The following is a 26,039-nucleotide window of genomic DNA, read 5'->3' as shown; positions in this document are numbered from 1 at the left end:
CGTGACGACGCGGCATGCCCGCGCCTACGATCGTACGCATGCCCCGCGCCGATGCGGGCGACCCGGGAGGCCGCATGAACGCCATCGCCGACGACCGCGGAGCGATCCGGTGACCGGCCCGACCGGCACCACCCGCCCCACCGACAAGGCCGTCCACGCCTGGTCGCTCGACGGGACGCTCGGGCATCCGCGGGTTCCCGGCCCGGACGGATCCGGATCCATGACCCGCGCGGCGGGCGCCCTCGACCTCCTCGACCTGCCCGCCGAGCTCGCCCGCCGCGGGTACCGGGCCGTGCAGCTCGCCCACTTCCAGCTGCCGACGCGCGACGCCTCCTACCTGGCGGATCTGCGGGCGTCGCTCGAGTCGTCCGGCATCGTGCTCGACGCGTTCCTCGTCGACGACGGCGACCTCGTGCACCCCACCGACGCCGACCAGCACGAGCGGTGGATCTCCGACCTGCTCGACGATGCCGTCACCCTCGGCGCCCACCACGCCCGCGTCGGCGCCGGTCGCAGCGCGCCCACGCCGGAGCTGCTCGCGGCGAGCGCGCGCCGGCTGTCGCGGCTCGCGGACGGGCACCAGGGGATCCAGGTGGTCGTCGAGAACTGGCGCGAGATGATGCCCGACGCGGACGCCGTGCTCGCCCTGCTGGCCGACGCAGGCGACGTGCGCCTCCTCATCGACCTCGGCAACTGGACGATGCCGGACAAGCACGAGCAGCTCGGCCGCATCGCGCCGCACGCGGTCACCTGCCACGCCAAGGCCCACCGCCACGACGACGGCCGCCTCGACGTCGTCGACTACGCCCGCTCCCTCCGCGTGCTGCAGGACGCGGGCTTCGCGGGCGCGCTCGCGATGGTCAACGAGTCGACCCGGCCCGACGGATCCGACGAGTGGGACGGCCTCGAGCAGGAGCACGAGGTGGTGCGGCGGGTGTTCGGGTGAGGTGAACCCGCGGGCCGCGGGCCGGGCTCGGCGCCGGATCAGCCCAGCGCTCCCTCCTCCGCCGCGACGTCCTTCCGCACCTCGAACTGCGTCCGGTGCAGCTCCTCGTACCGACCACCCGCGGCCAGCAGCTCCTCGTGGGTGCCGCGCTCGACGATGGCGCCGTCCTCGACCACGAGGATCATGTCCGCTCTGCGGATGGTGGAGAGGCGGTGGGCGATGACCAGCGCGGTCCGCCCCTCGAGCGCCTCGCTGAGCGCGGCCTGCACCGCGGCCTCCGACGTCGAGTCCAGGGCCGCCGTCGCCTCGTCGAGGATGACGACGCGCGGGCGCGCGAGCAGCAGCCGCGCGATGGTCATCCGCTGGCGCTCGCCCCCGGAGAGCCGGTAGCCACGCTCCCCCACCATGGTGTCGAGCTGGTCCGGCAGGGAGCGGATCATCGGCTCGAGCCGCGCGCGTCGGACGGCGTCCCACACCTCGTCCTCGGTCGCCTCGGGCCGCGCCAGGCGCAGGTTGGACAGGATCGTCTCGTGGAACAGGTGGCCGTCCTGCGTCACCATGCCGAGGGTGTGCCGCATGGACGCGAAGGTGACGTCCCGCACGTCCGTCCCCGCGAGGCGCACGGCGCCGGCGTCGACGTCGTACAGGCGCGCGAGGAGCTGCGCGATCGTGGACTTGCCGGCGCCGGACGTGCCGACGAGCGCGACGGTCTGCCCCGGCTCGATCCGGAAGGACACCCCGTGCAGCACCTCCTCGCCGCCGCGGGTGTCGAGCGTCGAGACCTCCTCGAGGGAGGCGAGGGACACCTTGTCCGCGGACGGGTAGGCGAAGCGCACGTCGTCGAACTCGACGGCCACCGGACCTGACGGGACGGAGACGGCGTCGGCCTTCTCCTGGATGAGGGGCTCGAGGTCCAGCACCTCGAAGACGCGCTCGAAGCTCACCACCGCGCTCATGATCTCGACCCGCGCGTTCGCGAGGCTGGTCAGCGGCGCGTAGAGGCGGGTGAGGAGGAGCGCCAGGGTGACGACCTCGCCGGTGTCCAGCTGGCCGCCGAGCGCGAGGACGCCGCCGAGCCCGTAGACGAGGGCGAGGGCGAGCGCGGAGACGAGCATCAGCGCGGTGAAGAAGACGAACTGCAGCATCGTGCTGCGGACCCCGATGTCGCGGACGCGGGCGGCCCGCACGCGGAACTCCTCGGCCTCCTCGTCGGGCCGGCCGAAGAGCTTGACGAGGGTGGCGCCGGGCGCGGAGAAGCGCTCGGTCATCTGCGTGCTCATGGCGGAGTTGTGGTCGGCGGCCTCGCGGCGGAGCGCGGCGAGGCGGCCGCCCATGCGGCGCGCGGGGATGAGGAACACGGGGAGCATGACCACCGCGAGCACCGTCACCAGCCACGACGTGCTGAGCATGACGACCAGGGTGAGGACCAGCGCCACGAGGTTCGTGACCACGCCGGAGAGCGTGCCGCTGAAGGCCTGCTGCGCGCCGATCACGTCGTTGTTGAGGCGGCTGACGAGCGCCCCCGTGCGCGTGCGGGTGAAGAAGGCGATCGGCATCTTCTGGACGTGGTCGAACACGGCGGTGCGGAGGTCGAGGATCACGTCCTCGCCGATGCGCGCCGAGTACCAGCGCGTCACGAGCGACACGGCGGCGTCGGCCACGGCCACGAGGGCGATGACGACGGCGAGCCAGACGATCGTGGCGACCTCGCCCCGGGCGACGATGACGTCGACGACCCGGCCGGCGAGCACCGGCGTCGCCACCGCGAGGAACGCGCCGACGACGGACAGCGCGATGAAGAGCAGCAGCTTCGCCCGGTACGGCACCGCGAAGGTCAGGATCCGCCGCACGGACTCCCGGGAGATGCCGTTCCTGCCGTCCCGCGCGCTCGAGATCTTGTAGAGCGAGCTCCAGGCCGCGCCTTCCATGCTCATGGTGGTTCCTCTCGTCCGTCCCGAGACGGGCGCATGCCCATCATGCGCCACGGACGGCGCCGTCCACGCCGCGGCCGGGATCCGCATCCGGATGGGACAGGGGCGGGCCGGTCGCCGCGCCGGAGAGCCGTCGGGCGGAGGAGGTAGTCGGCGTCCGACTCGCGGACCACGGTGTCGCCGCGGGATCCCTCGCGGCGACCCCCGGAGTCCCCCCTGCGCCCGGCGAGGCCGCGGGGCACCCGCTCCTAGCGTGACGACATGACCTCGATCACGCGCACAGAGACGCTCCCGGATGCCCGCACGAGCACGGTCGGGACGGCCCGCATGGCGACCGCCGCCGGCTGGATCGCCCACTTCCACGCCAACGCCGACCGGCACCTGAGCCCCGAGGAGCTGATCCCCGATGACGCGCCCTCGCCGATGGACGCCCGCACCCGCCGCGCGTTCGTCCGCTCGTTCCAGCGGTTCGCGCTGGGCGAGAGCGGCGACGGCGTGCACCTCCTGCGGATGGCCACCGCCGCGGGCGATCCCGCCTACACGCACGCGCTCGCGCTCCTCGTGCAAGAGGAGCAGAAGCACGCGGCGCTCTTCCTCCGCGCGCTCGACCACCTGGACGCGCCCGCGCTCCCCGAGCACTGGACGGACGCGGCGTTCACCCGGCTGCGGCACCTCACCGGGCTGCGGACGGAGATCAGCCTGTTCCTCATCGCGGAGACGGTAGCCACGGGCTACTTCCACGCCCTCGCCGACCACGCGCCGGATCCCGCGCTCCGCGCCCTCGGGCAGCGGATCGCTGACGACGAGCGGAACCACGTCCGCTTCCAGATCGACCGCCTCCGCACGGGCTTCCGCGACACCCCCGCTCCCCTGCGGGCGCTCATCGGTGCCGCATGGACGGTCGTCGCGGCGGGCGCGGCGACGGTGGTCGTCGTCGACCACCGGGCTGCGCTCCGCGCGTGCGGCGTCGCGCCGCGGGCGTACTGGCGGCAGGCGATGCACGGGTTCGGTGACGCTGCCAGGTCGGTGCTGGTGGATCCGCGCGCTCCGCTGCTGGGGCCGACGGAAGCCGCCGACGGGTCCGCCCCCGCCTGACCCCGCGTACGCCGAAGGGGCGGGCCGCCTCCTCGGCGACCCGCCCCTCCTCGTGCTCCACTACCGGCGATCCTCCGGGGCGCGCCAGCGCGTCCACGGTTCGCCCGGCCGTGTTCAGCGGCGCACGGACTTGCGGCTGCCGCCGACCTTCACGTAGACGAGCAGCACGATGATGGCGCCGATGATCGAGCCGATGATGCCGGCGGGCTGGAAGAAGCCGTCCATCGCGTCGCGCTGGAAGAGCAGGAAGCCGAGGAAGCCGCCGACGAACGAGCCGACGATGCCGAGCAGGATCGTCTTCAGGATGCCGAGGTTCTGGCGGCCGGGCACGACCGCGCGGGCGATGAAGCCCGCGATGAGGCCGACGACGATGAGGCTGATGATGAGTCCGAGCATGGTGATCTCTCTTCTGTGCGAGCACGTCAGGAAGACGCGCGGTGGTGCCCGTTCGGGGCGATGACCTCAACCAACCACCCTCCGGGGTGTGGGAGCACACCCCTGGGGGTGGGATCCTGGATCCATGCCCGCCACCCGCACCCGCCCCGTCACGATCGCGCTCGTCGACGACTACGACGTGGTGCTGAAGGGCCTCGCCCACATGTTCGACGACTACCGCGACCGCGTGGTCGTCGCAGAGATCGACGCGAACGCGGCCCTCTCCGACGAGATCGACATCGTGCTCTACGACTCGTTCGCGCAGCCGGAGTCGGACCACCACGAGATCGCGGAGCTGGTGCGGAACCCGCGCGCGACCCACGTGGTCGTCTACACCTGGAACTTCCAGCCCGAGCTGATCGCCGACGCCCGCCGTCAGGGCGTGCACGGCTACCTCTCCAAGGCGCTGCCGGCGCGGGAGCTGGTGGAGGCGCTCGAGCGGATCCACTCCGGCGAGGAGCTCTTCAACGAGGCGCCGCTGCGGGCCGCGAGCGCGCCGTCGCTCGACTGGCCGGGCAAGCGCGAGGGGATCACGGACCGCGAGTCGGAGATCCTCGCGCTCATCACGCAGGGCAAGAGCAATCAGGAGGTCGCGGCGCTCACGTACCTCTCCCCCAACACGGTGAAGAGCTACATCCGCTCGATCTACCGGAAGATCCAGGTGCAGAGCCGCACCCAGGCGGTCATCTGGGGCGTGGGGCACGGCTTCAGCCCGGATCATCACCGGATCGACCACTGGCTGGGCGGGCCGTAGGGCGGGACGCCAGCCGCGCCTGCTTGCATGAGCGCATGATCCCCTCCACCTCCTCCCGGTTCCGCAAGTCCGTGCCCAAGGCGAAGGCGGGAGACCGGGTGGCGGTGCTGAGCCCCGCGTTCGCGGCCCCCGGGATGGCGCCGGAGGTGCACGAGCAGGCGATGCGGCGGCTCCAGGAGGCGACCGGGCTGATCCCCGTCGAGTACCCGACCACCCGGCGGCTCGGCGCCAGCGCCCGCGATCGCGCCGCCGACATCACGGCCGCGTTCGCCGACGACTCCATCCGCGCGATCGTCTCGACCATCGGCGGGGACGACCAGGTCACGGTGATCCCGCACGTCGACATCGAGGAGCTGGCCCGGAACCCCAAGCCGTTCCTCGGCTACAGCGACAACACGAACCTGCACAACCTGCTCGCGGGGCTCGGCATCCCGAGCTTCTACGGCGGATCCACCCAGGTGCACCTCGGCGCCGGCCCCGGCATCGACGACGTGCACCTGCGCTCGCTGCGGGCCGCGCTGATCGAGGGCGGGGAGCTCGAGATCACCGAGCCCGGGGAGTCGGAGGACTTCGGGATCGACTGGACGGATCCTCGCGCCCTCACCGAGTTCGGCGAGCGCCACGCGACCGAGCCGTGGAAGTGGGCCGGGCCGGCGCGCATTGTGGAGGGGCCGACGTGGGGCGGCTGCATCGAGGTGATCGACCAGATCGCGATGGCCGGGCGCATGCCCGAGGTCGCCAAGCTCGAGGGCGGGATCCTGCTGCTCGAGACGAGCGAGGAGGTGCCGTCGGCCGACAGCGTGCGCCGGTGGGTGCGCGGGCTCGGCGAGCGCGGGATCCTCGACGTCGTCGCGGGCGTGCTCGTCGCCCGTCCGGTGACCGTCGTCATGGGCGCGCCGGCCCCGTCGCCTGAGGAGCGCGCGCGGCTGCGGGCGGAGCAGCGCGACACGGTCATCGAGCAGGTCGCCCGCTACAACCCGCGCGCCGTCGTGTGCGTGGGCGTGCCGTTCGGGCACACGCGGCCGCAGTGGATCCTGCCGCACGGCGGCACGGTGCGGCTCGACGGTGCGGCGAAGACGGTGTTCGCGGACTACAGCTGACGGGCGGCGGCCCCGGTCGCGGCGGGCCGATCCGACCGGATCAGTCGCGCGGCTCGCCCGTGAGCGGCCGGATCACGCGGTGGCCGTCGAGGGAGCGCACCGCCTCGAGGACGTGGGACGGCGTGATCGCGAGGAGCGCGGGATCCGGGATCGCGGAGAACGTGTCGCCGAGGCGCTGCGACGCGTCGGTCAGCACGACGTGCGGGCCGGACGCGGGCGGGCCCCACTCCTCGGGCGGGGCCGGGCCGAAGATCACGACCGAGGGGATGCCGTAGGCGGTCGCGAGGTGGGCGGCGCCGGTGTCGGCGGAGATCACGAGGTCGGCGGCCGCGATGATGCCGGCGAACGTGTCGAGGGCGAGCTCGCCCGCGAGCACGGTCTCCGTGGGCATGCCGGCAAGCGCGGCGACCTCGAGGGCGCGCTCGCGCTCCTTGTCGGATCCGGTGAAGACGACCGTGCGGCCCTCGTCCGCGAGCGCGCGGGCGACCGCGGCGAAGCGGTCGACGGGCCACTGGCGGGAGCCGTACGCGGCGCCCACGTGGATCACCACGGCGTGCTCGGCCACGGGCGGCTCGGCGGGGACGAGGATGCCGACGTCGTCCGGATCCGCGGGCATGCCGTGCCAGGAGACGAGCCGGGCCCAGCGGTAGCGCTCGAGGACGTGGTCCTCCCAGGCGGGGCCGTCGGCGGCGGGCATCCCGTCGAGCTCGGGGGCGGCGTGGCCGAGGGTGCGGTGCGCGCGCAGCTCGTGGAGGAGGGTGCGGCTCTCGACGCCCGCTCCGTGCAGGTTGATCGCGAGGTCGACCGTGCCGGGCTCGCGCGCGATGGGGTGGTCGAAGCCCTGCTGCGGGAGGTGCTCGTCGACCATGCCGAGGAGCTTCACGACCGGCGCGAGCCAGCCGGTGGTGGCGAGCGAGATGCGCGCGTGGGGGTGCGCGCGGCGGATGGCGCGGAGCGCGGGGACGGCCACGAGGATGTCGCCGAGCTTGATGGCGCGGAGGACGAGGATCTCGGCGGGGGCGTCGGGAGCGGACACGGCGTCGGGAGCGGCGCTGGCGCCGGGGATCTGCATGGGTTCCAGCCTGGCAGAGGAGCGGAGCGGCGGTCAGGGCGCCGTACGCGTCAGGCCGCCCGGCCTCAGGCCGCCCGCGCCCGCCGGATCAGCCGCGACACGATGAACCACACGACGAGCAGCGCGATGACGCCGACGGCCGCGTACGAGATCAGGCCGCTCCACTCCTCGAGAACCGGGCGGATCGCCGGGCCGAACGCGAAGCCGAGGCCCACCCAGATGGCGTTCCAGGCGCCGGATCCGATGACCGTGTAGAAGGAGAACCGCCAGATCGGCATGCGCTCGATGCCCGCCGGGATGGAGATGAACGAACGCACGAGCGGCACGCACCGCCCGAGGAGCACGGCGGTGCCGCCCCAGCGCGTGAAGAACGCCTCGGCCTTGTCGAAGTCGGCGTGGTCGAGCAGCGGGATCCGGCCGACGAGCCGGCGCGTGCGGTCCCGGCCGAGCGCGGCGCCGATCGCGTACCAGATGAGCGCTCCGACGAGCGCGCCGATGGTGGCCGCGGCCCACGCGCCCCATGCGCTCATCCGGCCCTCGTAGGCGAGGAAGCCGGCGACGGGGAGGATCGCCTCGGACGGGATCGGCGGCACGAACGTCTCGATGAGGACGGCGAGGCCGACGCCCACCTCCCCCAGCGTCTCGATGAGCGAGAGGACCCAGCCGACGAAGCCGTCGTATCCCTCGCTCGGGTGGATCTCGCCGGGGGTCACTGCCTGGATGGCGCTCATGCGGCCTCTCGTTCTGTCGGGGGGTCGGGCGTCGTGGTGCGGGGTGCGGGGACGGCGGAGCCGTGGACGGCGTGCGGGGCAGCGCGGACGGCGGAGCCCCGACCCGTGATCCTAGGGAACGCATTTCCACAACCGCTGAACAGGTCCATGACGGGAGCGGCGAGCGCCGCCGGACCGACGCCCCGAGACACGCCGCCGTGACGCGAGCCGCAGGATCAGAGCCCGCCGTCCTCCGCCAGCAGCGCGAGCGCCCGGGACAGGTCGGCGACGGCCTGCTCGGCGTCCCGGTCGGCTCCCGCGTCGCGGCGCGCGAGCCAGGCCCCGATGATCCCCTGCATGCCCGCGACAGCGAGCGCCGCGCACCGATCGGCGCGCGCGTCGTCGAGGCCGGCCGCGGCGAACCGGCGGCGGGTCTCCTCCACGTAGCGGCCGTGCTCCCAGGCGGGCAGGTCGGCGAGCGCCGGGATCCGCTGCACGGCGGACGCCAGGTCGAGCAGCACGCGCTGGCGGGCGGGCTCGCGGCGCACCCGGTCGAGCTCGGCGCGGAGGGTCGCGGCGACGACCTCGCCGAGCGGCGCGCCCGCGGGATCCTCGGCGGCCTCCAGCTGCGCGACGACCGCGTCGACCTCCTGCCGCAGCAGCGCGCCGAGCAGCTCCTCCCGCACGCCGAAGCAGTAGTGGAAGGCGCCGTGCGCGAGGCCGGCCTCCGCCGTGATCGCCCGCGTGCTCGCCCCCGCGACGCCCGTGACGGCCATGACGCGCACCGCCGCGTCGAGCAGCTCGGCCCGCCGGGCGTCCCGCGATCCGTAGGCGCGGGTGCTCTCGGAGGCGGGCTTCATGGGAGAAAGCTACCAAGGGCGTTCGATTTGGCCGAGTGGCCGAATCTTGCGCCTAGCCTCGGGGCATGAGCATCGGACGCCCCGCCACCATCCGCACCGCACGAGCCGCCGACCTCGATGACGTGGCCCGCGTGCTCGCGGGGGCCTTCGCCGAGGATCCCGTGCTGGCGGGCTTCGTCCCCGCCGGTCCGCGGAAGCTCGCGCGCCTCGCCCTGCTGTTCGCCGCGCTCCTGCGCAGCGGTCCCCTGTCCGACGGGACGGTCGACGTCGCGGTCGACGCCGGCGGCGGGATCCTCGGCGCGGCCGTCTGGGAGGCCCCCGGCGGCATCCCGGCGCACCGGACCCTCCGGCAGGCGCCGACGTTCCTCCGCGCCCTCGGCGTCGCGGGCGCCCTCCGGGCCGCCGTCCGCCTCCGCACCCTGGACCGCGCGCGACCCGGGCTCCCGCACTGGCGCCTCGCCGAGGTCGGCGTGGGCGCGGCCGCGCGGGGCCTCGGCGTCGGATCCGCGCTCCTCGCCCACGGCCTCGCCCGCGTCGACGCCGCGGGATCCGCGGCCTACCTCGAGTCGTCGACCACGCGGAACCGCGCGCTCTACCTTCGCAACGGCTTCGCCGAGCTGGGCGAGTTGACGGGCCTCGCCGGGTCACGTCCGGTCGCCATGTGGCGGACGGCGCGCGTGGAGGCGCCGGTGGCCTGAGGGCGCGGGATCACCGCACGCGCATCAGACGGGGCAGCGCACCTGCGTGCGGGCACCCGACCGGTCGATGTCGTGGTCGGGCATGGGCTTGCCGCACATGGGGCAGAGGCGCGACTGCGGCTCGGGCACCGGGTCGTCGGTGTACGGCCCGAGCGGGGGCGCTCCGAGGTACGGGCGCAGCCGCTGGTTGAACCGCTCGACGGCCGCTCCGAACCCGCGCTCGCGGCGCGGGCCGTCCGCCGGGGTTTTACCACGTGTCATAGTATTCAGTGTACGCGGTAATTCGGCAGGCGACGAGGAGCAGGCATGGCACGCGAGGGCGCGACGCGCACGGATCCGCTGGCGCTCGAGAGCCAGGTCTGCTTCGCGGCGGTCCTGGCGGCGCGGTCGGTGGTCGCGCTGTACCGGCCGATCCTCGAGCCGCTCGGGCTCACGCATCCGCAGTACCTCGTGATGCTCGCGCTCTGGGAGCGGGACGGCCGGTCGATCTCCGACCTCGGCGGCGCGCTCGCGCTGGAGCCCGCGACCGTGACCCCGCTGCTCAAGCGCCTCCAGGCGGCCGGGCTCCTCGAGCGGTCGCGCAGCGAGGAGGACGAGCGCGTCGTGCGCGTCACCCTCACCGACGCCGGCCGGGCGCTCCGCCGTGAGGCCGAGCGGGTGCCCGTGCGGGTCGCCGAGCGCACCGGCATGACCCCGGCCGAGCTCGGGCGGATCCGCGACGACCTGCACGCGTTCCTCGCGCGCATCGACGCGGCCCCGGATCCCGCGGGCGCATAGCCCCGGACGCGTACGTCGCACCTCCGGGCGCGTATGCAAGAATCTGCGCATGGATGCAGACAAGCGATGCGGCCGCCACCCCGACAGCCAGCACGTCGAGCTCGCCGTCGAGGTGTTCGCGATGCTCGCCGACGCCACGCGCGTGCGGATCGTGCTCGCGCTCCGCGACGGCGAGCTGCCCGTCAACGACCTCGCCGAGCGCGTCGGCAAGTCGCCGGCCGCGGTCTCGCAGCACCTGGCGAAGCTGCGGCTGTCGCGCGTCGTCGCGACCCGACAGGAGGGCACGCGCGTGTTCTACCGACTGGTCGACGAGCACGCGCGCCAGCTCGTGACCGACGCGATCTTCCAGGCGGAGCACCAGCTCGACGGATCCGGCGCCCATCACCACGAGGAGTCCGCGCGTGCGGACGGCGCTCGCTAGCCGCGGGGTCCAGGCGGCGCTGCTCTCGGCCGTCCTCTTCGGCGCCGGGACTCCCGCGGCGAAGCTCCTGCTCGACTCCGTCAGCCCCTGGCTCCTCGCCGGCCTCCTGTACACCGGATCCGGCATCGGGCTCGGGCTCATCCGCCTCGTCCGCCGGTCCCCGCGCGTGCTCCTCGCTCGCGAGGAGCGCCTGCCGCTGGCCGGCGCGATCCTGTTCGGCGGGATCCTCGGACCGCTCCTCCTGCTCGTCGGCCTCGCCGGCATGCCCGCTTCGGGTGCCTCGCTGCTCCTCAACGCGGAGGGCGTCGCGACGGCGCTCATCGCGTGGTGCGTCTTCCGGGAGAACGCCGACCGGCGGATCGTGCTCGGCATGGTCGCGATCGTCGCGGGCGCCGTGCTGATCACGGTGCCGCAGGGCGTCGAGCTCGGCAGCCCGTGGCCGGCGCTCGCGATCCTCGGCGCCTGCCTGTCGTGGGGCATCGACAACAACCTCACGCGGAAGGTCGCGCTGAACGACGCGACCTGGCTCGCCGCGGTGAAGGGCGGTGTCGCGGGACCGGTGAACCTCGCGCTCGCCGCCCTCCTCGGCGCGCAGCTGCCCGCCCTCGGCAACGTCGTCGCCGCCATGTCCGTCGGCTTCCTCGCCTACGGGGTGAGCCTCGTGCTGTTCATCGTCGCCCTCCGCCACGTGGGCACGGCGCGCGCCGGCGCCTACTACTCGATCGCCCCGTTCTTCGGCGCGCTCCTCGCGCTCGCGCTCGGCGAGCCCGTGACGTGGCCGCTGGTCGTCGCCGGGATCCTCATGGCCGTCGGCATCTGGCTGCACCTCACCGAGCGGCACGAGCACGAGCACACCCACGAGGCCGTGACCCACGACCACTGGCACACCCACGACGCGCACCACCAGCACGACCACGCCGAGCCGGTCGCGGCGGGCACGCGCCACCGCCACGAGCACACGCACGAGCCGCTCACCCACACGCACGAGCACTACCCGGACAGCCACCACCGGCACGGGCACTGACGGGCGGCATGGGTGCGTGTGGGCCTTCCCTGTCGACCCTCGCGCCCCGGCGATGACAGAACCGAGGTCGTCAGTCGGAGATGCTCGCGAATGTGATCTTCAGGGGAAGGGCGCCCACGAGCACGCTATCGAGCCGCACCTCGACCACGAGATCGCCGGGCGCCACGATCTGCGGGGCCACATTGAACGTGAACGCTGCAGGCATCAAACCTTCGGGGTGATGCTCGTGGCCACCCCGCACCGGCGGAGAGAGGTCGTAACGCGCCTTGTTTCGCCGCGGCGGATCCATCGAGCTTGGGTCACGAGGAACGACAGTCAAGGCGAGCACATGGCCGTGGTCCATGTCCTCCTCGCGCCAGTGGATTCTCCCGCAGACAAAGACCGGTGATATGTACGGCGGCTTGTTTACGCGCGGGTCGATCAGTCGGCCCGCAACACCGACGCGGTACCAGTCCGTGAGGAATCCATCGTCGCCCTCCTCCACATGCCCGACGAGGATGAGGTACTCGATCCGCGGATCCACAGCGCTCCCGCGCTGGCGTCGGTCGTGGACGCTGCGGAACCACTCGGCGACGCGCCCCGTCTCCACGGCTCCTGCGGCGACGGCGAGGGTGAAGACCTCGGCTTCCACCGGCTCGACGGCCCCGAGCACGACACCATTCAGCTCCAGGAACGTCACCGCGGCGAGGAACGCGGTCCGCTTGTTCCCGTCGTGGAAGTACTGCGTGGTCGCCAATCCATGCATCAGCGCGGCGGCCTTGTCGAAGACGCTCGGGAACGGGTCGACGCCGCCGAAGCCGTTGAACGCACGGCCGACCGCCGCATGGACACCATTGGCGTCGCGGACTCCAGCGCCGCGGCCGCCGAACTCCACATTGATCTGGACGACCGCCTCGAAGGAGAGGGCGACGACCATCAGGCCAGGCGGCGGAGCAGCTCTGAGTGTCGCTTGGCGAGGATGCGAGCGACCCTCATGGTCTCCTCCACCGACGCGACACGGTCATCACGAGGAGAGTCGATCGCGGAGTCAGGCTGGCTGACGCCGACCACCTGCTTCTCGCTCTCCCGGACACCCATGACATCCACGGTAGTCGACGGGAGTGGGGAGGTCCATGGATGCTGCCGCACCCGTGGATGGGCCGCACGCTGGTACGTTCTCCGGGCCCGCCCCAGGACCATTCGGCCACGCCGGACTCCTGGGGCGATCGTCTTCTCCGGGCGGGGGAGAGGCCGTCCGCACGTGACGGTTCCCCGCCAGCCGCGGTCACCGCGCGGCGGCTGGGGGACGATGGATCCATGACCCTCCGCGCCGACGGCACCCTGCAGGACGGGCGGGCGCTCGTCGGCCCGGTTGACGCCCCCGGGCTCCACGTGATGACGTACAACATCCGGCGCCTGTTCCGCCGCTACCGGCCGGGCAGCCCTGACCGCTGGGCCGACCGCGAGCCGCTCATCGCGGAGCTCCTCCAGCGCGAGCAGCCGGCGCTCCTCGGCACGCAGGAGGCGATGCCCACGCAGGGCCGCGCCGTATCGCGCGCGCTCGGGCGGCACTATCGGCGGATCGGGCACGGCCGCAACGCCGACGGCCACGGCGAGGGCTGCCCCACCTTCTACGACACGCGCCGGCTCGAGCTCACGAGCTGGCGGCAGGTCGCGCTGTCGGACACTCCCGCGGTCGCCGGATCCCGCAGCTGGGGCAACATGGTGCCGCGGATCGCCGTGGTCGCCGACTTCACCGACCTCGCCACGGGCCTGCCGCTCCGGCACGTGAACACGCACTTCGACCACCTCTCGCGGCGGTCGCGCGAGGCGAGCGCGCGCATGATGCTCGAGATCGTCGCCGAGGAGCAGGTGCCCACGATCATCTCCGGCGACACTAACGCGGGCGTCGACACGGAGCCGCACCGCCTGCTCGTGGAGGCAGGCGCGCTCGTGGACGCCTGGCCCGCCGCCCGCGAGCGCCTCACGCCCGAGTGGGGCACGTGGTCGAACTACAAGGCGCCGAAGCGCACGACCCGCCGGATCGACTGGATGCTCGTCACGCCCGACATCGAGGTCGAGCGCGTCGGCATCAACACCACGCGCGTCGGCGGCCGCGCGCCGAGCGACCACGAGGCGCTGCAGGCGGTGGTGCGGTGCTGACGGATCCGACCGCGCCGACGCCGCCGGACGCGCCGGCCCCGCCCGAGGACGTCGCGGCCTTCGCCGGGCTGGCCGGGCTCACCTTCCTGCAGCCGCCGCGCGGGGTCACGGCGGTGCTCGCCGACGTCGTGCGCGTGATCGGGCTGCTCACGTTCCTCTTCTCCGTGTTCGCCTGGACGGGCACGACGTCGGCGATGTTCGCGCTCGCGCTGCTCGGCCTCGTGGCGCCGCGCTCCCTGGGCGCGCGGCCGGGGCTGGACCTCGCGATCGGGATCACGACGCTCGTCTCCGCCGCGAGCAACCGGCTCGACCTCTACGAGACGCTGCCGTGGTGGGACATCCCCGCGCACCTCGTCACGACGGCGGCGCTCGCCGCGCTCGTGATCCTGCTGGCCGACCGCGCGGGCGTCGTGGTCGACCGGCGGCCGCTGCCCCTCGGGATCCTCAGCCTCACCGTGGGCCTCGCGCTCTCGGCGGTGTGGGAGCTCGGCGAGTGGGCGGGGCAGGCGTGGCTGGATCCGGAGATCCTCACGGGCTACGCGGACACGATCGGCGACATGGCGGTCGGCGGGCTGGGCGCACTGCTGATCGCGCCGCTCATGCCGATGCTGCTGGCGCGGTCGCGGTGGATCGCGGACCTGCCCGCACGCTGACGCCGGCACCCGCGCGACCCGCGCCCCCGTCGCCGCGCCCCCGTCGGAGGGCGCTGCTGCTCCCCTCCCGGGGGCGCTGCTCCGGGCCCGCGCGGAGAAGTGTGACGCCTCGAGGAGAAGTGCTCGGGGCCGGGTTTGGGTGGAGGAGCAGTCGGGTACGGGCCGATCATGCGCTCGCCCGGGAACGACCTCCAGGCCGTCCTGTTCGACCGGGACGGGACGCTCGTCGTCGACGTGCCGTACAACGGGGATCCCGCCCTCGTGGAGCTCATGCCCGGCGCCCGCGAGGCGATCGACGCCGTGCGCGCCGCGGGCCTGCGCATCGGGATGGTGACCAACCAGTCCGGCATCGCGCGCGGCCTCATCACGCGCGACCAGGCCGACGCCGTCAACGCGCGCGTGCAGGAGCTGCTCGGCGCGTTCGACCTCGTGCTGCTGTGCCCGCACGGATCCGACGACGGGTGCGACTGCCGCAAGCCCCAGCCCGGCATGGTGCTCGAGGCCTGCCGGACGTGGGGCGTGGATCCGTCGACCGTCGCGGTCGTGGGCGACATCGCGGCCGACATGGGCGCCGCCCGGAACGCGGGCGCGCGCGGCGTGCTCGTGCCCACGCCCGTCACGCGCGAGGAGGAGGTGGCCGAGGCGGAGCTGGTGGCCCCGACGATCCTCGACGCGGTGCACCTCCTCATCCACGACCCCGCGCCCCATCGCGTGCTCGTCGTGCGGCTCGACTCCGTGGGCGACGTGCTCATCTCCGGACCCGCGGTGCGCGCGGTCGCCGCCGACCCCCGCGTCGAGGTCCACCTGCTCTGCGGCCCGCGCGGCGCGTCCGCCGGCCGGCTGCTGCCCGGCGTCCACGCGGTGCACGTGTGGGACGCACCCTGGATCTCCTCCCCCGCGCCCGCCGCCGACGCCGCGTCGGTCAACGCCCTGCACGCGATCCTCGCCGAGGTCGACGCGGACGAGGCCGTCATCCTCACGTCCTTCCACCAGTCGCCGCTCCCGCTCGCGCTGCTGCTGCGGCTCGCGGGCGTCGGGCGGATCACCGGTGCCAGCGTCGACTACGCCGGCTCCCTCCTCGACGTGCGCCTGAAGCCCGGCGAGGACCTCGACGAGGACCAGCCCGAGCCCGAGCGCGCCCTCCGGATCGCCGCCGCGGCCGGCCACGCGCTGCCGGCGGACGACGACGGGCGCCTCGCCGTCGTCCCGGCCGAGCTGCCGTCCGATGTGGAAGCCCTCCTCCCGGACGGCCCGTTCGCGCTCGTGCACCCGGGCGCCGCGGTCGGCGCGCGTTCGTACCCGGCCGACCAGCACCGGGACGCGGTCGCGCTCCTGGCCGCGCGCGGGATCCCCGTGGTCGTCACGGGCGGCCCCGACGAACGGGACCTCACGGCGCACGTCGCCGGATCCGCCGCCCTCGACCTCGGCGGCCGCACCGACCTCGCCGGGCTGGGCGCGCTCATGCGCCGCGCGGCCGTGCTCGTGAGCGGCAACACCGGCCCGGCGCACCTCGCCGCCGCCGTGGGGCTGCCCGTCGTCAGCCTGTTCTCGCCCGTCGTGCCGCCGATCCGCTGGGCGCCCTACCGCGTGCCCGTGATCCTGCTCGGCGACCAGGACGCGGCCTGCAAGCTCAGCCGCGCCCGCGACTGCCCGGTCCCCGGCCACCCGTGCCTCGCCGGCGTCTCCCCCGCGGAGGTCGCCGACGCCGTCGAGCGCCTGCTCGCGACCACCGGCGGCACGGGCGGCACGGCCGCGCGATCGACCTCGGAGGTGCCCGCATGAGGATCCTGATGTGGCACGTCCACGGCGGCTGGACCGACTCGTTCGTCCTCGGATCCCACGAGATCCTGTTCCCCACCACGCCCGCGCGCGACGCGTGGGGCCTCGGCCGCGGCGGCCGCGCGTGGCCCGCGAGCGCGCGCGAGGTGGATCCGTCGTCCCTGCACGACGCGGACGTCGACCTCGTGCTGCTCCAGCGCGTCGCGGAGATCGACGAGGCGGAGCGCCTGCTCGGCCGCCGCCTCGGATCCGACGTGCCCGCCGTCTTCCTCGAGCACAACACCCCGCGCGGCGCCCCGACCGAGACCGTGCACGCGCTCGCCGACCGCGACGACATCCCGGTGATCCACGTCACGCGCTTCAACGCGCTCATGTGGGACACCGGGATCGCGCCGACCACGGTCGTCGAGCACGGCGTGCCCGACCCCGGTGCGCTGTACACGGGCGCCTCGCGCTCGTTCGGCGCGGTGATCAACGAGCCCGTGCGCCGCGGCCGCATCACCGGCACCGACCTGCTGCCCGCGTTCGCGGCGGTGGCGCCCGTAGAGGTGTTCGGCATGGGCACGGATCTCCTGCCGGGCGCCTTCCCGGAGCTCGGCGAGCGGCTCGTCGCCCGCGGCGACCTGCCGACCTCCCGCATGCACCCCGAGCTCGCGAAGCTCCGCGCCTACATCCACCCGCACCGCTGGACCTCGCTCGGCCTGTCGCTGCTCGAGGCCATGCACATGGGGATGCCCGTGCTGGTGCTCGACGCGACCGAGGCGTCGCGCGCGGTGCCGCCGGACGCGGGCGCGATCTCCTCCGACCCGGCCGACCTGGTGCGCGAGGCGCGGCTGCTGCTGGCGGATCCCGACGAGGCAGCCCGCCGCGGACGCGTCGCCCGCGAGGCCGCGCTCGCCCGGTACGCGCTCCCCCGCTTCCTGCACGACATGGACGCCGTGCTGCACGACGCCGTGGACGCCGCCGCCGCACGCCGCTCCCGCCGCGCGCCCGCCGGATCCGCGGCCCCCAGCTCCCCGCACCACCCGCTCGACGAGAGGACGACACGATGAGGATCGCGATGATCTCCGAGCACGCCAGCCCGCTGGCGACCCTCGGCGGGGTCGACGCCGGCGGCCAGAACGTGCACGTCGCGGCGCTGTCCGCGGCGCTCGCGGACGAGGGCCACACCGTCACCGTCTACACGCGCCGCGACGACGCGTCGCTGCCCGCCCGCGTCGCCTTCGCGCCCGGCGTGGAGGTCGTGCACCTCGACGCCGGACCCGCCCGCGCCGTCCCCAAGGACGACCTCCTCCCGCACATGGGCGAGCTGGCCGACGGCCTCCTCGCCGACTGGCGCACCGCCCGTCCCGACGTGGTGCACAGCCACTTCTGGATGTCCGGCATCGCGGCCCTCGACGCCGCCGCGCGCCTCGCGTCCTCGCCCGTGGGCGCCGCCGCGGCCCCGCCCGTGCTGCACACCTTCCACGCGCTCGGATCCGTGAAGCGCCGCCACCTCGGCGCCGAGGACACGAGCCCCGCCGAGCGCACGCACCTCGAGCCGGGCGTCGGCCGCCGCGCGGACGCCGTCATCGCGACCTGCTCCGACGAGGCCGCCGAGCTCGTGCGCGCGGGCGTCGACGCGGCGCGCATCACGGTGATCCCGTGCGGCGTCGACATCGAGCACTTCACGCCGGGCGACGAGGCCGAGGACGCCGCCCCCGACCGCCCGATGCGCGTCATGGTCGTCGGCCGCCTGGTGCCGCGCAAGGGCGTCGACCTCGCGATCGAGGCCCTCGGGATCCTCGCCCGCCGCGGCCGGCGCGACGTCGAGCTCGTGATCGTGGGCGGATCCGGCGACGCCGCGAGCGCCACCGAGGACGCCGAGGCCCGTCGCCTCATGGACGCCGCCCGCGCCGCCGGGGTCGCCGACCGCGTGCGCCTGCACGGCCGCGTCTCCCAGGCCGACATGCCCGCCGTGATGCGCACCGCCGACGTCGTGGTGTGCGCGCCCTGGTACGAGCCGTTCGGCATCGTGCCGCTCGAGGCGATGGCCTCCGGCGTGCCCGTCGTCGCGTCCGCCGTGGGCGGCCTCACCGACAGCGTGGTCGACGGCGTGACGGGGATCCTCGTGCCGCCGCGCGACCCCGCCGCCATCGCGGACGCGCTCGGGGAGCTGCTTGCGGATCCCGCCCGCCGACGCCGCCTCGGCCGCGCCGGCCGCGACCGCATGGAGCACGGCTACTCCTGGGCCACGGTCGCCGCGCGCACCGCCGAGGCGTACCGCGCCGCGATCCAGGACGCCGCGCCCGACGACCTGCCCGACGACCCCACCGTGGTCGACGCGCACCTCGACGCGCTCGGCCCGGTGCTCGACGCCCTCCGCACGCACGCGCCGCGCCTCACCGCGTGGGGCAGCGAGATGGCCGACCGCCTCAGCCACGGCGCGCGCCTCATCGCGGCGGGCAACGGCGGATCCGCGGCCGAGGCCCAGCACCTCACGAGCGAGCTGGTGGGCCGCTTCGACGGCGACCGCCGCCCGTTCTCCGCGATCGCGCTGCACTCCGAGTCGTCCGCCGTGACCGCGATCGGCAACGACTACGGCTTCGAGGAGGTCTTCGCCCGCCAGGTGCACGCGCACGCGCGCTCCGGCGACATCGTCGTGCTGCTCTCCACGAGCGGTCGCAGCGTCAACCTGCTGAAGGCCGCGGCCGCCGCGCGCGCCGCGGGAGCCACCACCTGGGCGATGACGGGCCCCGGCCCCAACCCGCTCGTGGAGGCGTGCGACGACCACATCGCCCTCGACGGCCCGTCGGCCAACGTGCAGGAGGCGCAGCTCGTCGCCGTGCACGCGATCTGCCGCTCGTTCGAGAGCCGCCTTAAGGCCAACGACCGGGCCGCGGCCGTCACCTCCGCCACCGCGGACGCCGCGCCCGCGTCGCCGGGATCCGCCGCCGCCGTGCCGGTCACGGCGAACGCCGCCGCGCCCGCCGCCGCTCCCGCGGAGGTGACCGCGTGAGGATCGTCGTGGTCGGCGACGTCCTTCTCGACGTCGACATGACAGGCGCCGCCCACCGCCTGAGCCCCGACGCGCCCGTGCCCGTCATCGAGGTCGAGGAGTCGCTGCCCCGTGCCGGTGGCGCCGGCCTCGTCGCCACGATGCTCGCGCGCGACGGCCACGAGGTCCGCCTCGTCACCGTGCTCTCCGACGACCGCCACTCCGCGACGCTGCGCGCGTGCCTCGACCGGATCGAGGTGGTCGCCGGCCCGTCCGGCGCGCCCACGCCCGTCAAGACCCGCGTGCGCGCCGACGGCCACGCCATCGCCCGCATCGACGAGGGCTGCGCGCCGCCGCCCACGCCCGCCGCGACCGACGAGATGCTCGACGCCATCGCCACCGCCGACGCCATCGTGGTCGCCGACTACGGCCGCGGCGTCACGCGCGACCCGCGCCTCCGCGCCGCCCTCGACGCGCGCGCCGCCGAGGTCCCCCTCGTGTGGGATCCGCATCCCGCGGGCGAGCCGCCCGTCCCGAACACCGCGCTCGCCACCCCGAACCTCGCCGAGGCGCGCGCGTTCTCAGGGCTAGCCGGGCGCGACGTGTCCGCGGCCGCCGACGCCGCCCGGATCCTGCAGGAGAAGTGGGGCGTGCGCACGGTCGCCGTCACCATGAGCGAGCGCGGCGCGCTGCTCGTGTCGGCGCCCGCGTCGGGCTCGGCCGGCGGATCCATGCCCGTCGTCGTCCCCGCCCCGCTCGTCGCGACCGGCGACCCCTGCGGTGCGGGCGACCGCCTGGCGGCCACGGCCCTCGCGGCCCTCGCCGGCGGAACCCCCGTGGAGGACGCCGTGCGCGACGCCGTCGCCTCGGCGGCCGAGTACGTGGACGCGGGCGGCGTCGCCACCCTCGTCGGCCCGCCCGCCGCGCGCCCCATCGGCGGCCACGCGGCGAGCGCCCTCCAGGTGGTCCGCGCGACCCGCGCGGCCGGCGGCACCGTCGTCGCGACGGGCGGCTGCTTCGACCTCGTGCACGCCGGCCACGCGCGCACGCTGGCCGCGGCCCGCGCACTCGGTGACTGCCTCGTCGTGCTCCTCAACTCGGACGACTCGGTGCGCCGCCTCAAGGGACCCGAGCGCCCGATCATGACCGAGGAGGACCGCGTGGACCTCCTGCTGTCGCTCGGCGTCGTCGACGCGGTGGTGCTCTTCTCCGAGGACACCCCCGAGGAGGCGCTCCGCTCCATCAAGCCCGACCTCTGGGTCAAGGGCGGCGACTACCGCGCCGAGGACCTCCCCGAGTCGGCGGTCATCGCCGAGTGGGGCGGCCAGGCCGTGACCGTCCCGTACCACTCCGGCCGCTCCACCACGAAGCTCGCGGGCGCCCTCGCCCGCGTCGGCTGATCCGCGACCACCTCATTCCCCGATTCACCGCTCCACGGAAGGAACACCCATGACCGACTCCCCCCGCCCCAGCACCGGCCGCGTCCTCATCACCGGAGGCGCGTCCGGGCTCGGCGCCGCGGTCGCGCAGGCGGTCCTCGCGGCCGGCGGCGAGCCCATCGTGCTCGACCTCGACACCTCGAGCGTCACCGGCATGGAGGCGCACCGCATCGACGTCTCCGACACCCGCGCCACCGAGGCGCTCGTCACCGAGATCGCGCAGAAGCACGGCGGGCTGGATGCCGTCGTCACCGCCGCGGGCATCGACCGCTGCGGCCGCCTCGTCGACGTCGCCCCCACCGAGTGGGAGAAGGTGATCGGCGTGAACCTGATGGGCACGGTCGCCGTCGTCCGCGCGGCGCTGCCGTTCCTCACCGAGTCGCACGGCCGCGTCGTCACCGTCGCGTCGTCGCTCGCGATCAAGGCCGTCTCCGATGCCACCGCCTACTGCGCCTCCAAGTTCGGCGTGCTCGGCTTCACGCGCGCGCTGGCCGCCGAGACGAAGGGCGAGGTCGGCGTGACCACGCTGATCCCCTCCGGCATGAAGACCCACTTCTTCGACGACCGCGACCCGAAGTACAAGCCCGGCTCCGACGCGAACCTCAACGACCCGGCCGCCGTCGCCGACTCGGTGATGTTCATCCTCGGCCAGCCCCGCGGCTGCGAGATCCGCGAGCTCGTCATCACCCACGAGCTCGAGGACAGCTGGCCGTGAGTCGCGGCTGATCCACGCCCCGCGCGCATGAGACGAGCCCGGCCCCGCATCGCGCGGGGCCGGGCTCGTCTCGTCCGTCGGGGGTCCGTCAGTGCGTCGTCGCGATCCCCGTCATGATCTGCGCCGCCACGTTGATCCCGATGATCAGCACGATGCCCGTGGCCGGCGCCCACCACGCGTTCACCCGGCGCGTGCGGCAGACGACCGTCGCGACGATGGAGAGGACGAGGACGCCGATCGTGCCCACGACCCAGAGCCGCGAGGCCAGCTCGCCGAGCACGAAGTCGCAGCCGGGCGTGCCGCAGCGGTCCGGCAACCAGCTGGCGACCACCATCGCGATGAGCCCCGCGAACGCGAGCACCCCCTCGATCACGAGCAGGATCATGGCGAGCCTGGCGTCGTACGGCGGCCGGGTCGGCACGGGTCCGGCGAGGCTCGGGCGCTGCGTGGTCTGCTGCTGCTGGCTCATGGTGTCCCCCCATAGGTGCGGATGCCCGCGCGTCGGCGGGTGTCCGCGACGGTACCGGGCCCGTGTCCCGCGCGGAAGGGCCTTGCGGACCGGTCGCGGTGGGCTCAGCCCGGCCGCACCAGCGTCACGCCGCGCTCCGCGGAGAACCGCGCGAACTCCTCGACCCCGAGGCGCGCGTCCGCCGCTGTGGATCCGATGCCCGACGGGTTGTGGAACGTCGCCGTCTCCCCGTCGAACGCGTGCACCAGCACGAGGTGCCCGCCGCGCCTCGTCGCCGGCCGCTCCGGGTACCGGATCTCGGACGACACCGACGCGAGCACCACCCGCCCCTCGCCCACCTCGGCGAGCAGCTCGGGCAGGTCGATCCGCGGGTGCACGACCGCCTCGATCCCGAAGTCGTCGCGCACCCACTCCGCGAACGGCCGGTAGTACAGCCCGCCGACCTCGTCGCCGTCGCGCGTGAGGGCGCCGCGCGCGACGGCGCGCGTGGTCAGCTCGTGCATCGGCAGGGCGCCGGCCGATGGGATCCACGCCTTGAGCGCCGACCGCAGCCCCGCGAGCCCGCAGACGTGCCGCGCCCAGAACACGTACTCGGCCTCCGACGGGTACGCCTCGGTGCGCCAGTCGAAGGACCCGGCCGGGCTCTCGCCGCGCTCGACGACCGCCGCGTTGCACGCGAGGTCGCCCCACTGCGACTCGTACGGGTACGTGGCCATGCGCGCTCCTCGGGTCGGGTCCTGCACAGGGTGGCATGCGGGCGGCGGGCGCACGTCCCTCTCGCGGCCGACGACCCCGACGCGGCGCCGGGCTACGTTCGACGCATGATCTCCACGCCGCGCCCCGGCCCCCGGCCGTCCCTCTCCGACGAGGGACCACAGCGCCAGCTCACCGACCGCGCGACGCCCGAGCTGTGGGGCCGGCTCGTCGCCGACGCCTTCGCGCTGCCCGGGGTGCGCGAGAGCCACAGCCAGGTGTCGCCCGCGTCGTCGCGCGGCCTGTTCCTCCGCGACCTCGAGATGCCGATCGTCCCGTGGACCTCGCTCGCGCCCGAGGGCCGCCTCGAGCCGGTGCATCTGCACGGCGTCGACGACACATCCACGCACCTCTGCCTGCCCGTCGCCCGCGGGGAGGAGCTGACAGCGCTCGGCTGGGCGACTCCGCACCAGTACGAGGACTACGGCACCGAGTTCCTCGTCTACGGCCCGCGGGATCCGGCCGAGGTCGACATCGTGATCGGCATCGTCGAGGAGGCCATCGCCTTCGCGCGCGATCCCGGGGACGAGCAGCCGGCGCACGAGCCCCAGCCGACCATCGCCTGACCGTCCGGCCCTGAGCGGACTTCGACGGTCCCGGCGTAGCGCCGCCGCATAGCCTCGGACCAGCGGGCATCCGCAGGAACTGGACCACATGCAGCACGACCACCACCCCATCCGCCTCGCGACGACCCTCCTCCTGGGCATCGCCTTCACCGCCGGAGCGCTCGGCACCATCTCGCCGGCGAGCGCCGCCCAGGCCGCCGACGGCACATCCGCCGGATCAACCGCACCGACCGTCTCCGACGCCCGCCTCCGCTTCGGCGTCGCGACGCCGGGCGGCCCGACCGCCGGCGGCGAGCTCGACCAGGTCGCCGCGCAGGTCGGCGAGAGCCCGAGCATCGTGCTGTCCTACGCCGACTTCACGCAGGCGCCGCCCATCCAGGCCCTCGACGCCGTCGCGACCCGGGGCGCCGAGAGCCTCCTCACCTGGGAGCCCTGGCGCGCCGGGGCCGGACGGGACCAGCCGGGCTTCTCGAACGCGAGCATCGTCGCCGGCGGCCACGACGCGTACCTCCGCCAGTGGGGATCCGAGCTGGCCGCGTGGGGCGGACCGGTCTCCCTCCGCTACGCGCACGAGATGAACGGCGACTGGTACCCGTGGGCCGAGGGCGTCAACGGGAACGCCGCCGGCTCCTACGTCGCGGCGTGGAAGCACGTGCACGACGTCGTCGTGGGCGCCGGCGCGACCAACGTGCGCTGGGTGTGGACGCCGAACGTGCCGTACCCGGGATCCACCGCGCTCGCAGGGCTCTACCCGGGCGACGCGTACGTCGACGTCGTCGGGCTCGACGGCTACAACTGGGGCACCGGCGTCGCCGGCTTCGCCTGGGTGTCGCCGGCCGACCTGTTCGGCCCCGGCATCGACCGGCTCCGCGCCATCGCGCCGGGGAAGCCCATCGTCATCGCGGAGACGGCCTCGTCGGAGATCGGCGGATCCAAGGCCGACTGGGATCGCGACCTCGTCGCGTTCCTGCAGGCCCAGCCCGACGTCCAGGCGTTCGTCTGGTTCGACATGGACAAGGAGGCGGACTGGCGCATCGGCAGCTCCGCCGCGTCCGTCACCGCCTTCCGCGACGCGCTCGCCGCCCGTCGCGTCTGACCCACCCGCCCCCCTTCCGTCGGATCCCGTCGCTGAACGGACATCCGATGGACGGAGGGCGCCGAAGAACATACGCTTGCATACATCCATCGGGGGAAGGACCCAATCGCCATGCCCAGTCGTCGTCGCATCAAGTGCGCAGTCGTGACCGCCGTCGCGCCCGCCGTCGTCGCGACCGCCACGGTCCTCGCGTCGCCCGCGGCCGTGGCCCAGGCCGCTGCCGTGCAGGCCACGCCCACGGCGCCCGCAGCCATCGTCCTCTCCGTCGCCTCCGGCCCGGTCGGCACCTCGGTGACCGTGACCGGCACCGGCTTCCCCGCGCGCAAGGCCGCGGTCGTCAGCGCCGGATCCGCCGTGAAGCGCATCACGACCACCGCCACCGGCCGTCTCACCACCGCGATCTCGATCCCGCGCACCTCCCTCTCCACCATCCGGATCACCGCGACCGCCGGCACGAAGATGGCCGTCGCGTCCTTCGGCGTCACCCCCGCCACCGCCATGCGCGAGATGCGGACCGCCCCGGCGCCCACGCCCGCCCCGAAGCCGACGCCGAAGCCCGCCCCCACGCCGGCCCCGGCTCCGAAGCCCGCCCCGGCCCCGGCCCCGGCCCCGACGCCCGCCCCGGCGCCCCCGACCTCCGCGCCGAGCGCCCCGGCGGCCCCGTCCGCCCCGGCCATCAGCTCCGCGCGCCTCCGCCTCGGCCTCTCGACCCCCGGCGGCCCGTCCGCCAACGGGGAGCTCGACGAGGCATCCGCGATCCTCGGCGAGAGCCCCTCCATCGTGATGAGCCACGTCGACTTCACGCACCCGGCGCCGATCTCCGGCATCGCGAGCGTGGCCGCACGCGGCGCCGACAGCCTCATCACCTGGGAGCCGTGGAAGGGCGGCGCAGGCGTCGACCAGCCCGCCTACGCGAACGCGCGCATCATCGCGGGCGACCAGGACGCCTACATCCGCTCGTGGGGCGCCGACCTCGCGAAGTACGGCAAGCCCGTCTACCTCCGCTTCGGCCACGAGATGAACGGGAACTGGTACCCCTGGTCGGACGGCGTGAACGGCAACGCGTCCGGCTCCTACGTCCAGGCGTGGAAGCACGTGCACGACCTCGTCGTCGCCCAGGGCGCCACGAACGTGAAGTGGGTGTGGAGCCCGAACGTGCCGTACCCGGGATCCACCGACCTCGCCTCCCTCTACCCCGGCGCCGACTCCGTCGACGTGGTGGCGCTCGACGGCTACAACTGGGGATCCGCGCCCGGCCAGCGGTGGACCGAGCCCGCCGCGCTCTTCGGCCCCGGCATCGACCGGCTCCGCACGATCGCGCCCGGCAAGCCGCTCATCGTCGGCGAGGTGGCCTCGAGCGAGGTCGGCGGATCCAAGGCCGCGTGGAACCGCGACCTCGTCGCGTACCTGCAGGCCCAGCCCGACGTGGTCGGCTTCGTCTGGTTCGACTTCCAGAAGGAGGCGGACTGGCGGATCGACAGCACGGCCGCCTCCGCCACCGCCCTCCGCGACGCGCTCGCCCTCCGGCGGGGCTGATCCCCGCCCCACGGCCCGCACGCGCGCACCCGGCCGGCGCCCAGCCCCCGCACGGTCGACGTCCGAGGATCGCGCCCTACGATCTGATGCG

At 74.4% G+C, this 26,039-nt stretch carries 27 protein-coding genes and 1 pseudogene; 19 read left to right on the top strand and 9 right to left on the bottom strand.

The annotated features are described in order from the left end of the window. Window positions 1-109 precede the first annotated feature (109 nt). Complete coding sequence (locus ACMT9T_RS12115) at window positions 110-946, top strand: sugar phosphate isomerase/epimerase family protein (RefSeq protein WP_414745767.1); 837 nt, start codon at window positions 110-112, stop codon at window positions 944-946. Window positions 947-984: 38 nt separating this feature from the next. Here ACMT9T_RS12115 and ACMT9T_RS12110 read toward each other — a convergent pair whose 3' ends face one another. After that, window positions 985-2,880: an ABC transporter ATP-binding protein gene (locus ACMT9T_RS12110; RefSeq protein WP_414745766.1), complete on the bottom strand. Its 1,896-nt coding sequence runs from the start codon at window positions 2,878-2,880 to the stop codon at window positions 985-987. Window positions 2,881-3,138: 258 nt separating this feature from the next. Between ACMT9T_RS12110 and ACMT9T_RS12105 the strand changes: the two genes are divergently transcribed. Further along, window positions 3,139-3,972 (top strand): ferritin-like domain-containing protein, encoded by an 834-nt coding sequence (locus ACMT9T_RS12105; RefSeq protein ID WP_414745765.1) that lies wholly within the window; start codon window positions 3,139-3,141, stop codon window positions 3,970-3,972. Between the two features lie 114 nt (window positions 3,973-4,086). Here the strand turns inward: ACMT9T_RS12105 and ACMT9T_RS12100 are convergent, their stop codons facing one another. Then, complete coding sequence (locus tag ACMT9T_RS12100) at window positions 4,087-4,368, bottom strand: GlsB/YeaQ/YmgE family stress response membrane protein (RefSeq protein WP_414745764.1); 282 nt, start codon at window positions 4,366-4,368, stop codon at window positions 4,087-4,089. A gap of 124 nt (window positions 4,369-4,492) precedes the next feature. Here ACMT9T_RS12100 and ACMT9T_RS12095 point away from each other — a divergent pair, with 124 nt between their 5' ends. Together ACMT9T_RS12095 and ACMT9T_RS12090 are read left to right on the top strand one after the other, a co-directional pair. Then, the gene (locus tag ACMT9T_RS12095; protein ID WP_414745763.1) at window positions 4,493-5,161 is read left to right on the top strand and encodes a response regulator transcription factor; all 669 of its coding nucleotides are present in this window, start codon (window positions 4,493-4,495) and stop codon (window positions 5,159-5,161) included. Between the two features lie 35 nt (window positions 5,162-5,196). Continuing rightward, a complete protein-coding gene (locus ACMT9T_RS12090; RefSeq protein ID WP_414745762.1) occupies window positions 5,197-6,261 on the top strand; it encodes a S66 family peptidase in 1,065 nt (354 codons plus the stop codon). A gap of 40 nt (window positions 6,262-6,301) precedes the next feature. Here ACMT9T_RS12090 and ACMT9T_RS12085 read toward each other — a convergent pair whose 3' ends face one another. The 3 genes from ACMT9T_RS12085 to ACMT9T_RS12075 all read right to left on the bottom strand — a co-directional run bounded on the left by ACMT9T_RS12085 (window position 6,302) and on the right by ACMT9T_RS12075 (window position 8,903). After that, window positions 6,302-7,333 carry a glycosyltransferase family 9 protein gene (locus ACMT9T_RS12085; RefSeq protein ID WP_414745761.1) on the bottom strand — a complete coding sequence of 344 codons (1,032 nt, stop codon included), beginning with the start codon at window positions 7,331-7,333 and terminating at the stop codon, window positions 6,302-6,304. Window positions 7,334-7,398: 65 nt separating this feature from the next. Continuing rightward, window positions 7,399-8,064 (bottom strand): DedA family protein, encoded by a 666-nt coding sequence (locus tag ACMT9T_RS12080; protein WP_414745760.1) that lies wholly within the window; start codon window positions 8,062-8,064, stop codon window positions 7,399-7,401. 215 nt (window positions 8,065-8,279) lie between these two features. Then, window positions 8,280-8,903 (bottom strand): TetR/AcrR family transcriptional regulator, encoded by a 624-nt coding sequence (locus ACMT9T_RS12075; protein ID WP_414745759.1) that lies wholly within the window; start codon window positions 8,901-8,903, stop codon window positions 8,280-8,282. A 65-nt stretch (window positions 8,904-8,968) separates the two neighbouring features. Between ACMT9T_RS12075 and ACMT9T_RS12070 the strand changes: the two genes are divergently transcribed. Further along, complete coding sequence (locus ACMT9T_RS12070; RefSeq protein ID WP_414745758.1) at window positions 8,969-9,601, top strand: GNAT family N-acetyltransferase; 633 nt, start codon at window positions 8,969-8,971, stop codon at window positions 9,599-9,601. Window positions 9,602-9,625: 24 nt separating this feature from the next. Here the strand turns inward: ACMT9T_RS12070 and ACMT9T_RS12065 are convergent, their stop codons facing one another. After that, window positions 9,626-9,862, bottom strand: coding sequence for a hypothetical protein (locus ACMT9T_RS12065; protein WP_414745757.1), 237 nt, complete (start codon window positions 9,860-9,862; stop codon window positions 9,626-9,628). A gap of 45 nt (window positions 9,863-9,907) precedes the next feature. Between ACMT9T_RS12065 and ACMT9T_RS12060 the strand changes: the two genes are divergently transcribed. Genes ACMT9T_RS12060 through ACMT9T_RS12050 form a run of 3 tightly spaced genes read left to right on the top strand, consistent with a single transcriptional unit; the run spans window position 9,908 to window position 11,823 of the window. Then, on the top strand, window positions 9,908-10,378 hold the full coding sequence (locus ACMT9T_RS12060; RefSeq protein ID WP_414745756.1) for a MarR family winged helix-turn-helix transcriptional regulator: 471 nt from the start codon (window positions 9,908-9,910) through the stop codon (window positions 10,376-10,378). Between the two features lie 49 nt (window positions 10,379-10,427). Further along, window positions 10,428-10,799 (top strand): ArsR/SmtB family transcription factor, encoded by a 372-nt coding sequence (locus ACMT9T_RS12055; protein ID WP_414745755.1) that lies wholly within the window; start codon window positions 10,428-10,430, stop codon window positions 10,797-10,799. Beyond that, window positions 10,780-11,823 (top strand): DMT family transporter, encoded by a 1,044-nt coding sequence (locus tag ACMT9T_RS12050; protein WP_414745754.1) that lies wholly within the window; start codon window positions 10,780-10,782, stop codon window positions 11,821-11,823. The genes ACMT9T_RS12055 and ACMT9T_RS12050 overlap by 20 nt, the downstream gene beginning before the upstream one ends. Before the next feature lie 70 nt (window positions 11,824-11,893). On the opposite strand, the gene ACMT9T_RS12045 is transcribed toward ACMT9T_RS12050, so the two are convergent. Further along, the gene (locus tag ACMT9T_RS12045; protein WP_414745753.1) at window positions 11,894-12,739 is read right to left on the bottom strand and encodes a type II toxin-antitoxin system death-on-curing family toxin; all 846 of its coding nucleotides are present in this window, start codon (window positions 12,737-12,739) and stop codon (window positions 11,894-11,896) included. Between the two features lie 380 nt (window positions 12,740-13,119). Here ACMT9T_RS12045 and ACMT9T_RS12040 point away from each other — a divergent pair, with 380 nt between their 5' ends. The 8 genes and pseudogenes from ACMT9T_RS12040 (at window position 13,120) to ACMT9T_RS12005 (ending at window position 21,528) form a co-directional block, all read left to right on the top strand. Beyond that, entirely contained in the window at window positions 13,120-13,965 is an 846-nt protein-coding gene (locus ACMT9T_RS12040; RefSeq protein WP_414745752.1) for an endonuclease/exonuclease/phosphatase family protein, read from the top strand. Next, the gene (locus ACMT9T_RS12035) at window positions 13,959-14,618 is read left to right on the top strand and encodes a DUF2238 domain-containing protein (RefSeq protein ID WP_414745751.1); all 660 of its coding nucleotides are present in this window, start codon (window positions 13,959-13,961) and stop codon (window positions 14,616-14,618) included. The genes ACMT9T_RS12040 and ACMT9T_RS12035 overlap by 7 nt, the downstream gene beginning before the upstream one ends. A 168-nt stretch (window positions 14,619-14,786) precedes the next feature. After that, a pseudogene (locus ACMT9T_RS12030) lies at window positions 14,787-15,275 on the top strand (D-glycero-alpha-D-manno-heptose-1,7-bisphosphate 7-phosphatase); the annotation flags it as partial. 30 nt (window positions 15,276-15,305) lie between these two features. Further along, complete coding sequence (locus ACMT9T_RS12025) at window positions 15,306-16,400, top strand: glycosyltransferase family 9 protein (protein ID WP_414745888.1); 1,095 nt, start codon at window positions 15,306-15,308, stop codon at window positions 16,398-16,400. Continuing rightward, complete coding sequence (locus ACMT9T_RS12020; RefSeq protein ID WP_414745750.1) at window positions 16,397-17,449, top strand: glycosyltransferase; 1,053 nt, start codon at window positions 16,397-16,399, stop codon at window positions 17,447-17,449. The genes ACMT9T_RS12025 and ACMT9T_RS12020 overlap by 4 nt, the downstream gene beginning before the upstream one ends. Further along, on the top strand, window positions 17,446-19,395 hold the full coding sequence (locus tag ACMT9T_RS12015) for a glycosyltransferase (RefSeq protein ID WP_414745749.1): 1,950 nt from the start codon (window positions 17,446-17,448) through the stop codon (window positions 19,393-19,395). Before ACMT9T_RS12020 ends, ACMT9T_RS12015 begins: the two co-directional genes overlap by 4 nt. Then, window positions 19,392-20,774: a PfkB family carbohydrate kinase gene (locus ACMT9T_RS12010; protein WP_414745748.1), complete on the top strand. Its 1,383-nt coding sequence runs from the start codon at window positions 19,392-19,394 to the stop codon at window positions 20,772-20,774. Before ACMT9T_RS12015 ends, ACMT9T_RS12010 begins: the two co-directional genes overlap by 4 nt. 49 nt (window positions 20,775-20,823) lie before the next feature. Beyond that, complete coding sequence (locus ACMT9T_RS12005) at window positions 20,824-21,528, top strand: SDR family oxidoreductase (protein ID WP_053775311.1); 705 nt, start codon at window positions 20,824-20,826, stop codon at window positions 21,526-21,528. Between the two features lie 88 nt (window positions 21,529-21,616). Here the strand turns inward: ACMT9T_RS12005 and ACMT9T_RS12000 are convergent, their stop codons facing one another. Together ACMT9T_RS12000 and ACMT9T_RS11995 are read right to left on the bottom strand one after the other, a co-directional pair. After that, window positions 21,617-21,997, bottom strand: coding sequence for a hypothetical protein (locus tag ACMT9T_RS12000; RefSeq protein WP_414745747.1), 381 nt, complete (start codon window positions 21,995-21,997; stop codon window positions 21,617-21,619). A gap of 104 nt (window positions 21,998-22,101) precedes the next feature. Beyond that, window positions 22,102-22,713 carry a hypothetical protein gene (locus tag ACMT9T_RS11995; protein ID WP_414745746.1) on the bottom strand — a complete coding sequence of 204 codons (612 nt, stop codon included), beginning with the start codon at window positions 22,711-22,713 and terminating at the stop codon, window positions 22,102-22,104. A gap of 105 nt (window positions 22,714-22,818) precedes the next feature. On the opposite strand from ACMT9T_RS11995, the gene ACMT9T_RS11990 reads away from it, so the two are divergent. From ACMT9T_RS11990 to ACMT9T_RS11980, 3 genes are all read left to right on the top strand, one after another. Continuing rightward, complete coding sequence (locus ACMT9T_RS11990) at window positions 22,819-23,316, top strand: luciferase domain-containing protein (RefSeq protein ID WP_414745745.1); 498 nt, start codon at window positions 22,819-22,821, stop codon at window positions 23,314-23,316. Between the two features lie 88 nt (window positions 23,317-23,404). Continuing rightward, entirely contained in the window at window positions 23,405-24,412 is a 1,008-nt protein-coding gene (locus ACMT9T_RS11985) for a glycoside hydrolase family 26 protein (RefSeq protein WP_414745744.1), read from the top strand. 111 nt (window positions 24,413-24,523) lie between these two features. Continuing rightward, on the top strand, window positions 24,524-25,948 hold the full coding sequence (locus ACMT9T_RS11980; protein ID WP_414745743.1) for a glycoside hydrolase family 26 protein: 1,425 nt from the start codon (window positions 24,524-24,526) through the stop codon (window positions 25,946-25,948). Window positions 25,949-26,039 lie beyond the last annotated feature (91 nt).

The sequence above is a fragment of the Clavibacter vidaverae genome (assembly GCF_047529985.1).
Classification (GTDB): domain Bacteria; phylum Actinomycetota; class Actinomycetes; order Actinomycetales; family Microbacteriaceae; genus Clavibacter; species Clavibacter nebraskensis_A.
Note: the sequence above shows the minus strand (reverse complement) of the source record. Positions and strands in the feature narration are given on the sequence as shown.

Excerpts from the sequence above, each read along its gene's own strand:
- ACMT9T_RS12100 (WP_414745764.1), bottom strand. The coding sequence starts at position 4,368 with ATGCTCGGACTCATCATCAGCCTCATCGTCGTCGGCCTCATCGCGGGC.
- ACMT9T_RS12080 (WP_414745760.1), bottom strand. The coding sequence starts at position 8,064 with ATGAGCGCCATCCAGGCAGTGACCCCCGGCGAGATCCACCCGAGCGAG.
- ACMT9T_RS12005 (WP_053775311.1), top strand. The coding sequence starts at position 20,824 with ATGACCGACTCCCCCCGCCCCAGCACCGGCCGCGTCCTCATCACCGGA.
- ACMT9T_RS12105 (WP_414745765.1), top strand. The coding sequence starts at position 3,139 with ATGACCTCGATCACGCGCACAGAGACGCTCCCGGATGCCCGCACGAGC.
- ACMT9T_RS12060 (WP_414745756.1), top strand. The coding sequence starts at position 9,908 with ATGGCACGCGAGGGCGCGACGCGCACGGATCCGCTGGCGCTCGAGAGC.
- ACMT9T_RS11995 (WP_414745746.1), bottom strand. The coding sequence starts at position 22,713 with ATGGCCACGTACCCGTACGAGTCGCAGTGGGGCGACCTCGCGTGCAAC.
- ACMT9T_RS12040 (WP_414745752.1), top strand. The coding sequence starts at position 13,120 with ATGACCCTCCGCGCCGACGGCACCCTGCAGGACGGGCGGGCGCTCGTC.
- ACMT9T_RS11985 (WP_414745744.1), top strand. The coding sequence starts at position 23,405 with ATGCAGCACGACCACCACCCCATCCGCCTCGCGACGACCCTCCTCCTG.
- ACMT9T_RS12085 (WP_414745761.1), bottom strand. The coding sequence starts at position 7,333 with ATGCAGATCCCCGGCGCCAGCGCCGCTCCCGACGCCGTGTCCGCTCCC.
- ACMT9T_RS12000 (WP_414745747.1), bottom strand. The coding sequence starts at position 21,997 with ATGAGCCAGCAGCAGCAGACCACGCAGCGCCCGAGCCTCGCCGGACCC.
- ACMT9T_RS12095 (WP_414745763.1), top strand. The coding sequence starts at position 4,493 with ATGCCCGCCACCCGCACCCGCCCCGTCACGATCGCGCTCGTCGACGAC.
- ACMT9T_RS12110 (WP_414745766.1), bottom strand. The coding sequence starts at position 2,880 with ATGAGCATGGAAGGCGCGGCCTGGAGCTCGCTCTACAAGATCTCGAGC.
- ACMT9T_RS12070 (WP_414745758.1), top strand. The coding sequence starts at position 8,969 with ATGAGCATCGGACGCCCCGCCACCATCCGCACCGCACGAGCCGCCGAC.
- ACMT9T_RS12020 (WP_414745750.1), top strand. The coding sequence starts at position 16,397 with ATGAGGATCCTGATGTGGCACGTCCACGGCGGCTGGACCGACTCGTTC.
- ACMT9T_RS12065 (WP_414745757.1), bottom strand. The coding sequence starts at position 9,862 with ATGACACGTGGTAAAACCCCGGCGGACGGCCCGCGCCGCGAGCGCGGG.
- ACMT9T_RS12045 (WP_414745753.1), bottom strand. The coding sequence starts at position 12,739 with ATGGTCGTCGCCCTCTCCTTCGAGGCGGTCGTCCAGATCAATGTGGAG.
- ACMT9T_RS12090 (WP_414745762.1), top strand. The coding sequence starts at position 5,197 with ATGATCCCCTCCACCTCCTCCCGGTTCCGCAAGTCCGTGCCCAAGGCG.
- ACMT9T_RS12015 (WP_414745749.1), top strand. The coding sequence starts at position 17,446 with ATGAGGATCGCGATGATCTCCGAGCACGCCAGCCCGCTGGCGACCCTC.
- ACMT9T_RS11980 (WP_414745743.1), top strand. The coding sequence starts at position 24,524 with ATGCCCAGTCGTCGTCGCATCAAGTGCGCAGTCGTGACCGCCGTCGCG.
- ACMT9T_RS11990 (WP_414745745.1), top strand. The coding sequence starts at position 22,819 with ATGATCTCCACGCCGCGCCCCGGCCCCCGGCCGTCCCTCTCCGACGAG.
- ACMT9T_RS12075 (WP_414745759.1), bottom strand. The coding sequence starts at position 8,903 with ATGAAGCCCGCCTCCGAGAGCACCCGCGCCTACGGATCGCGGGACGCC.
- ACMT9T_RS12055 (WP_414745755.1), top strand. The coding sequence starts at position 10,428 with ATGGATGCAGACAAGCGATGCGGCCGCCACCCCGACAGCCAGCACGTC.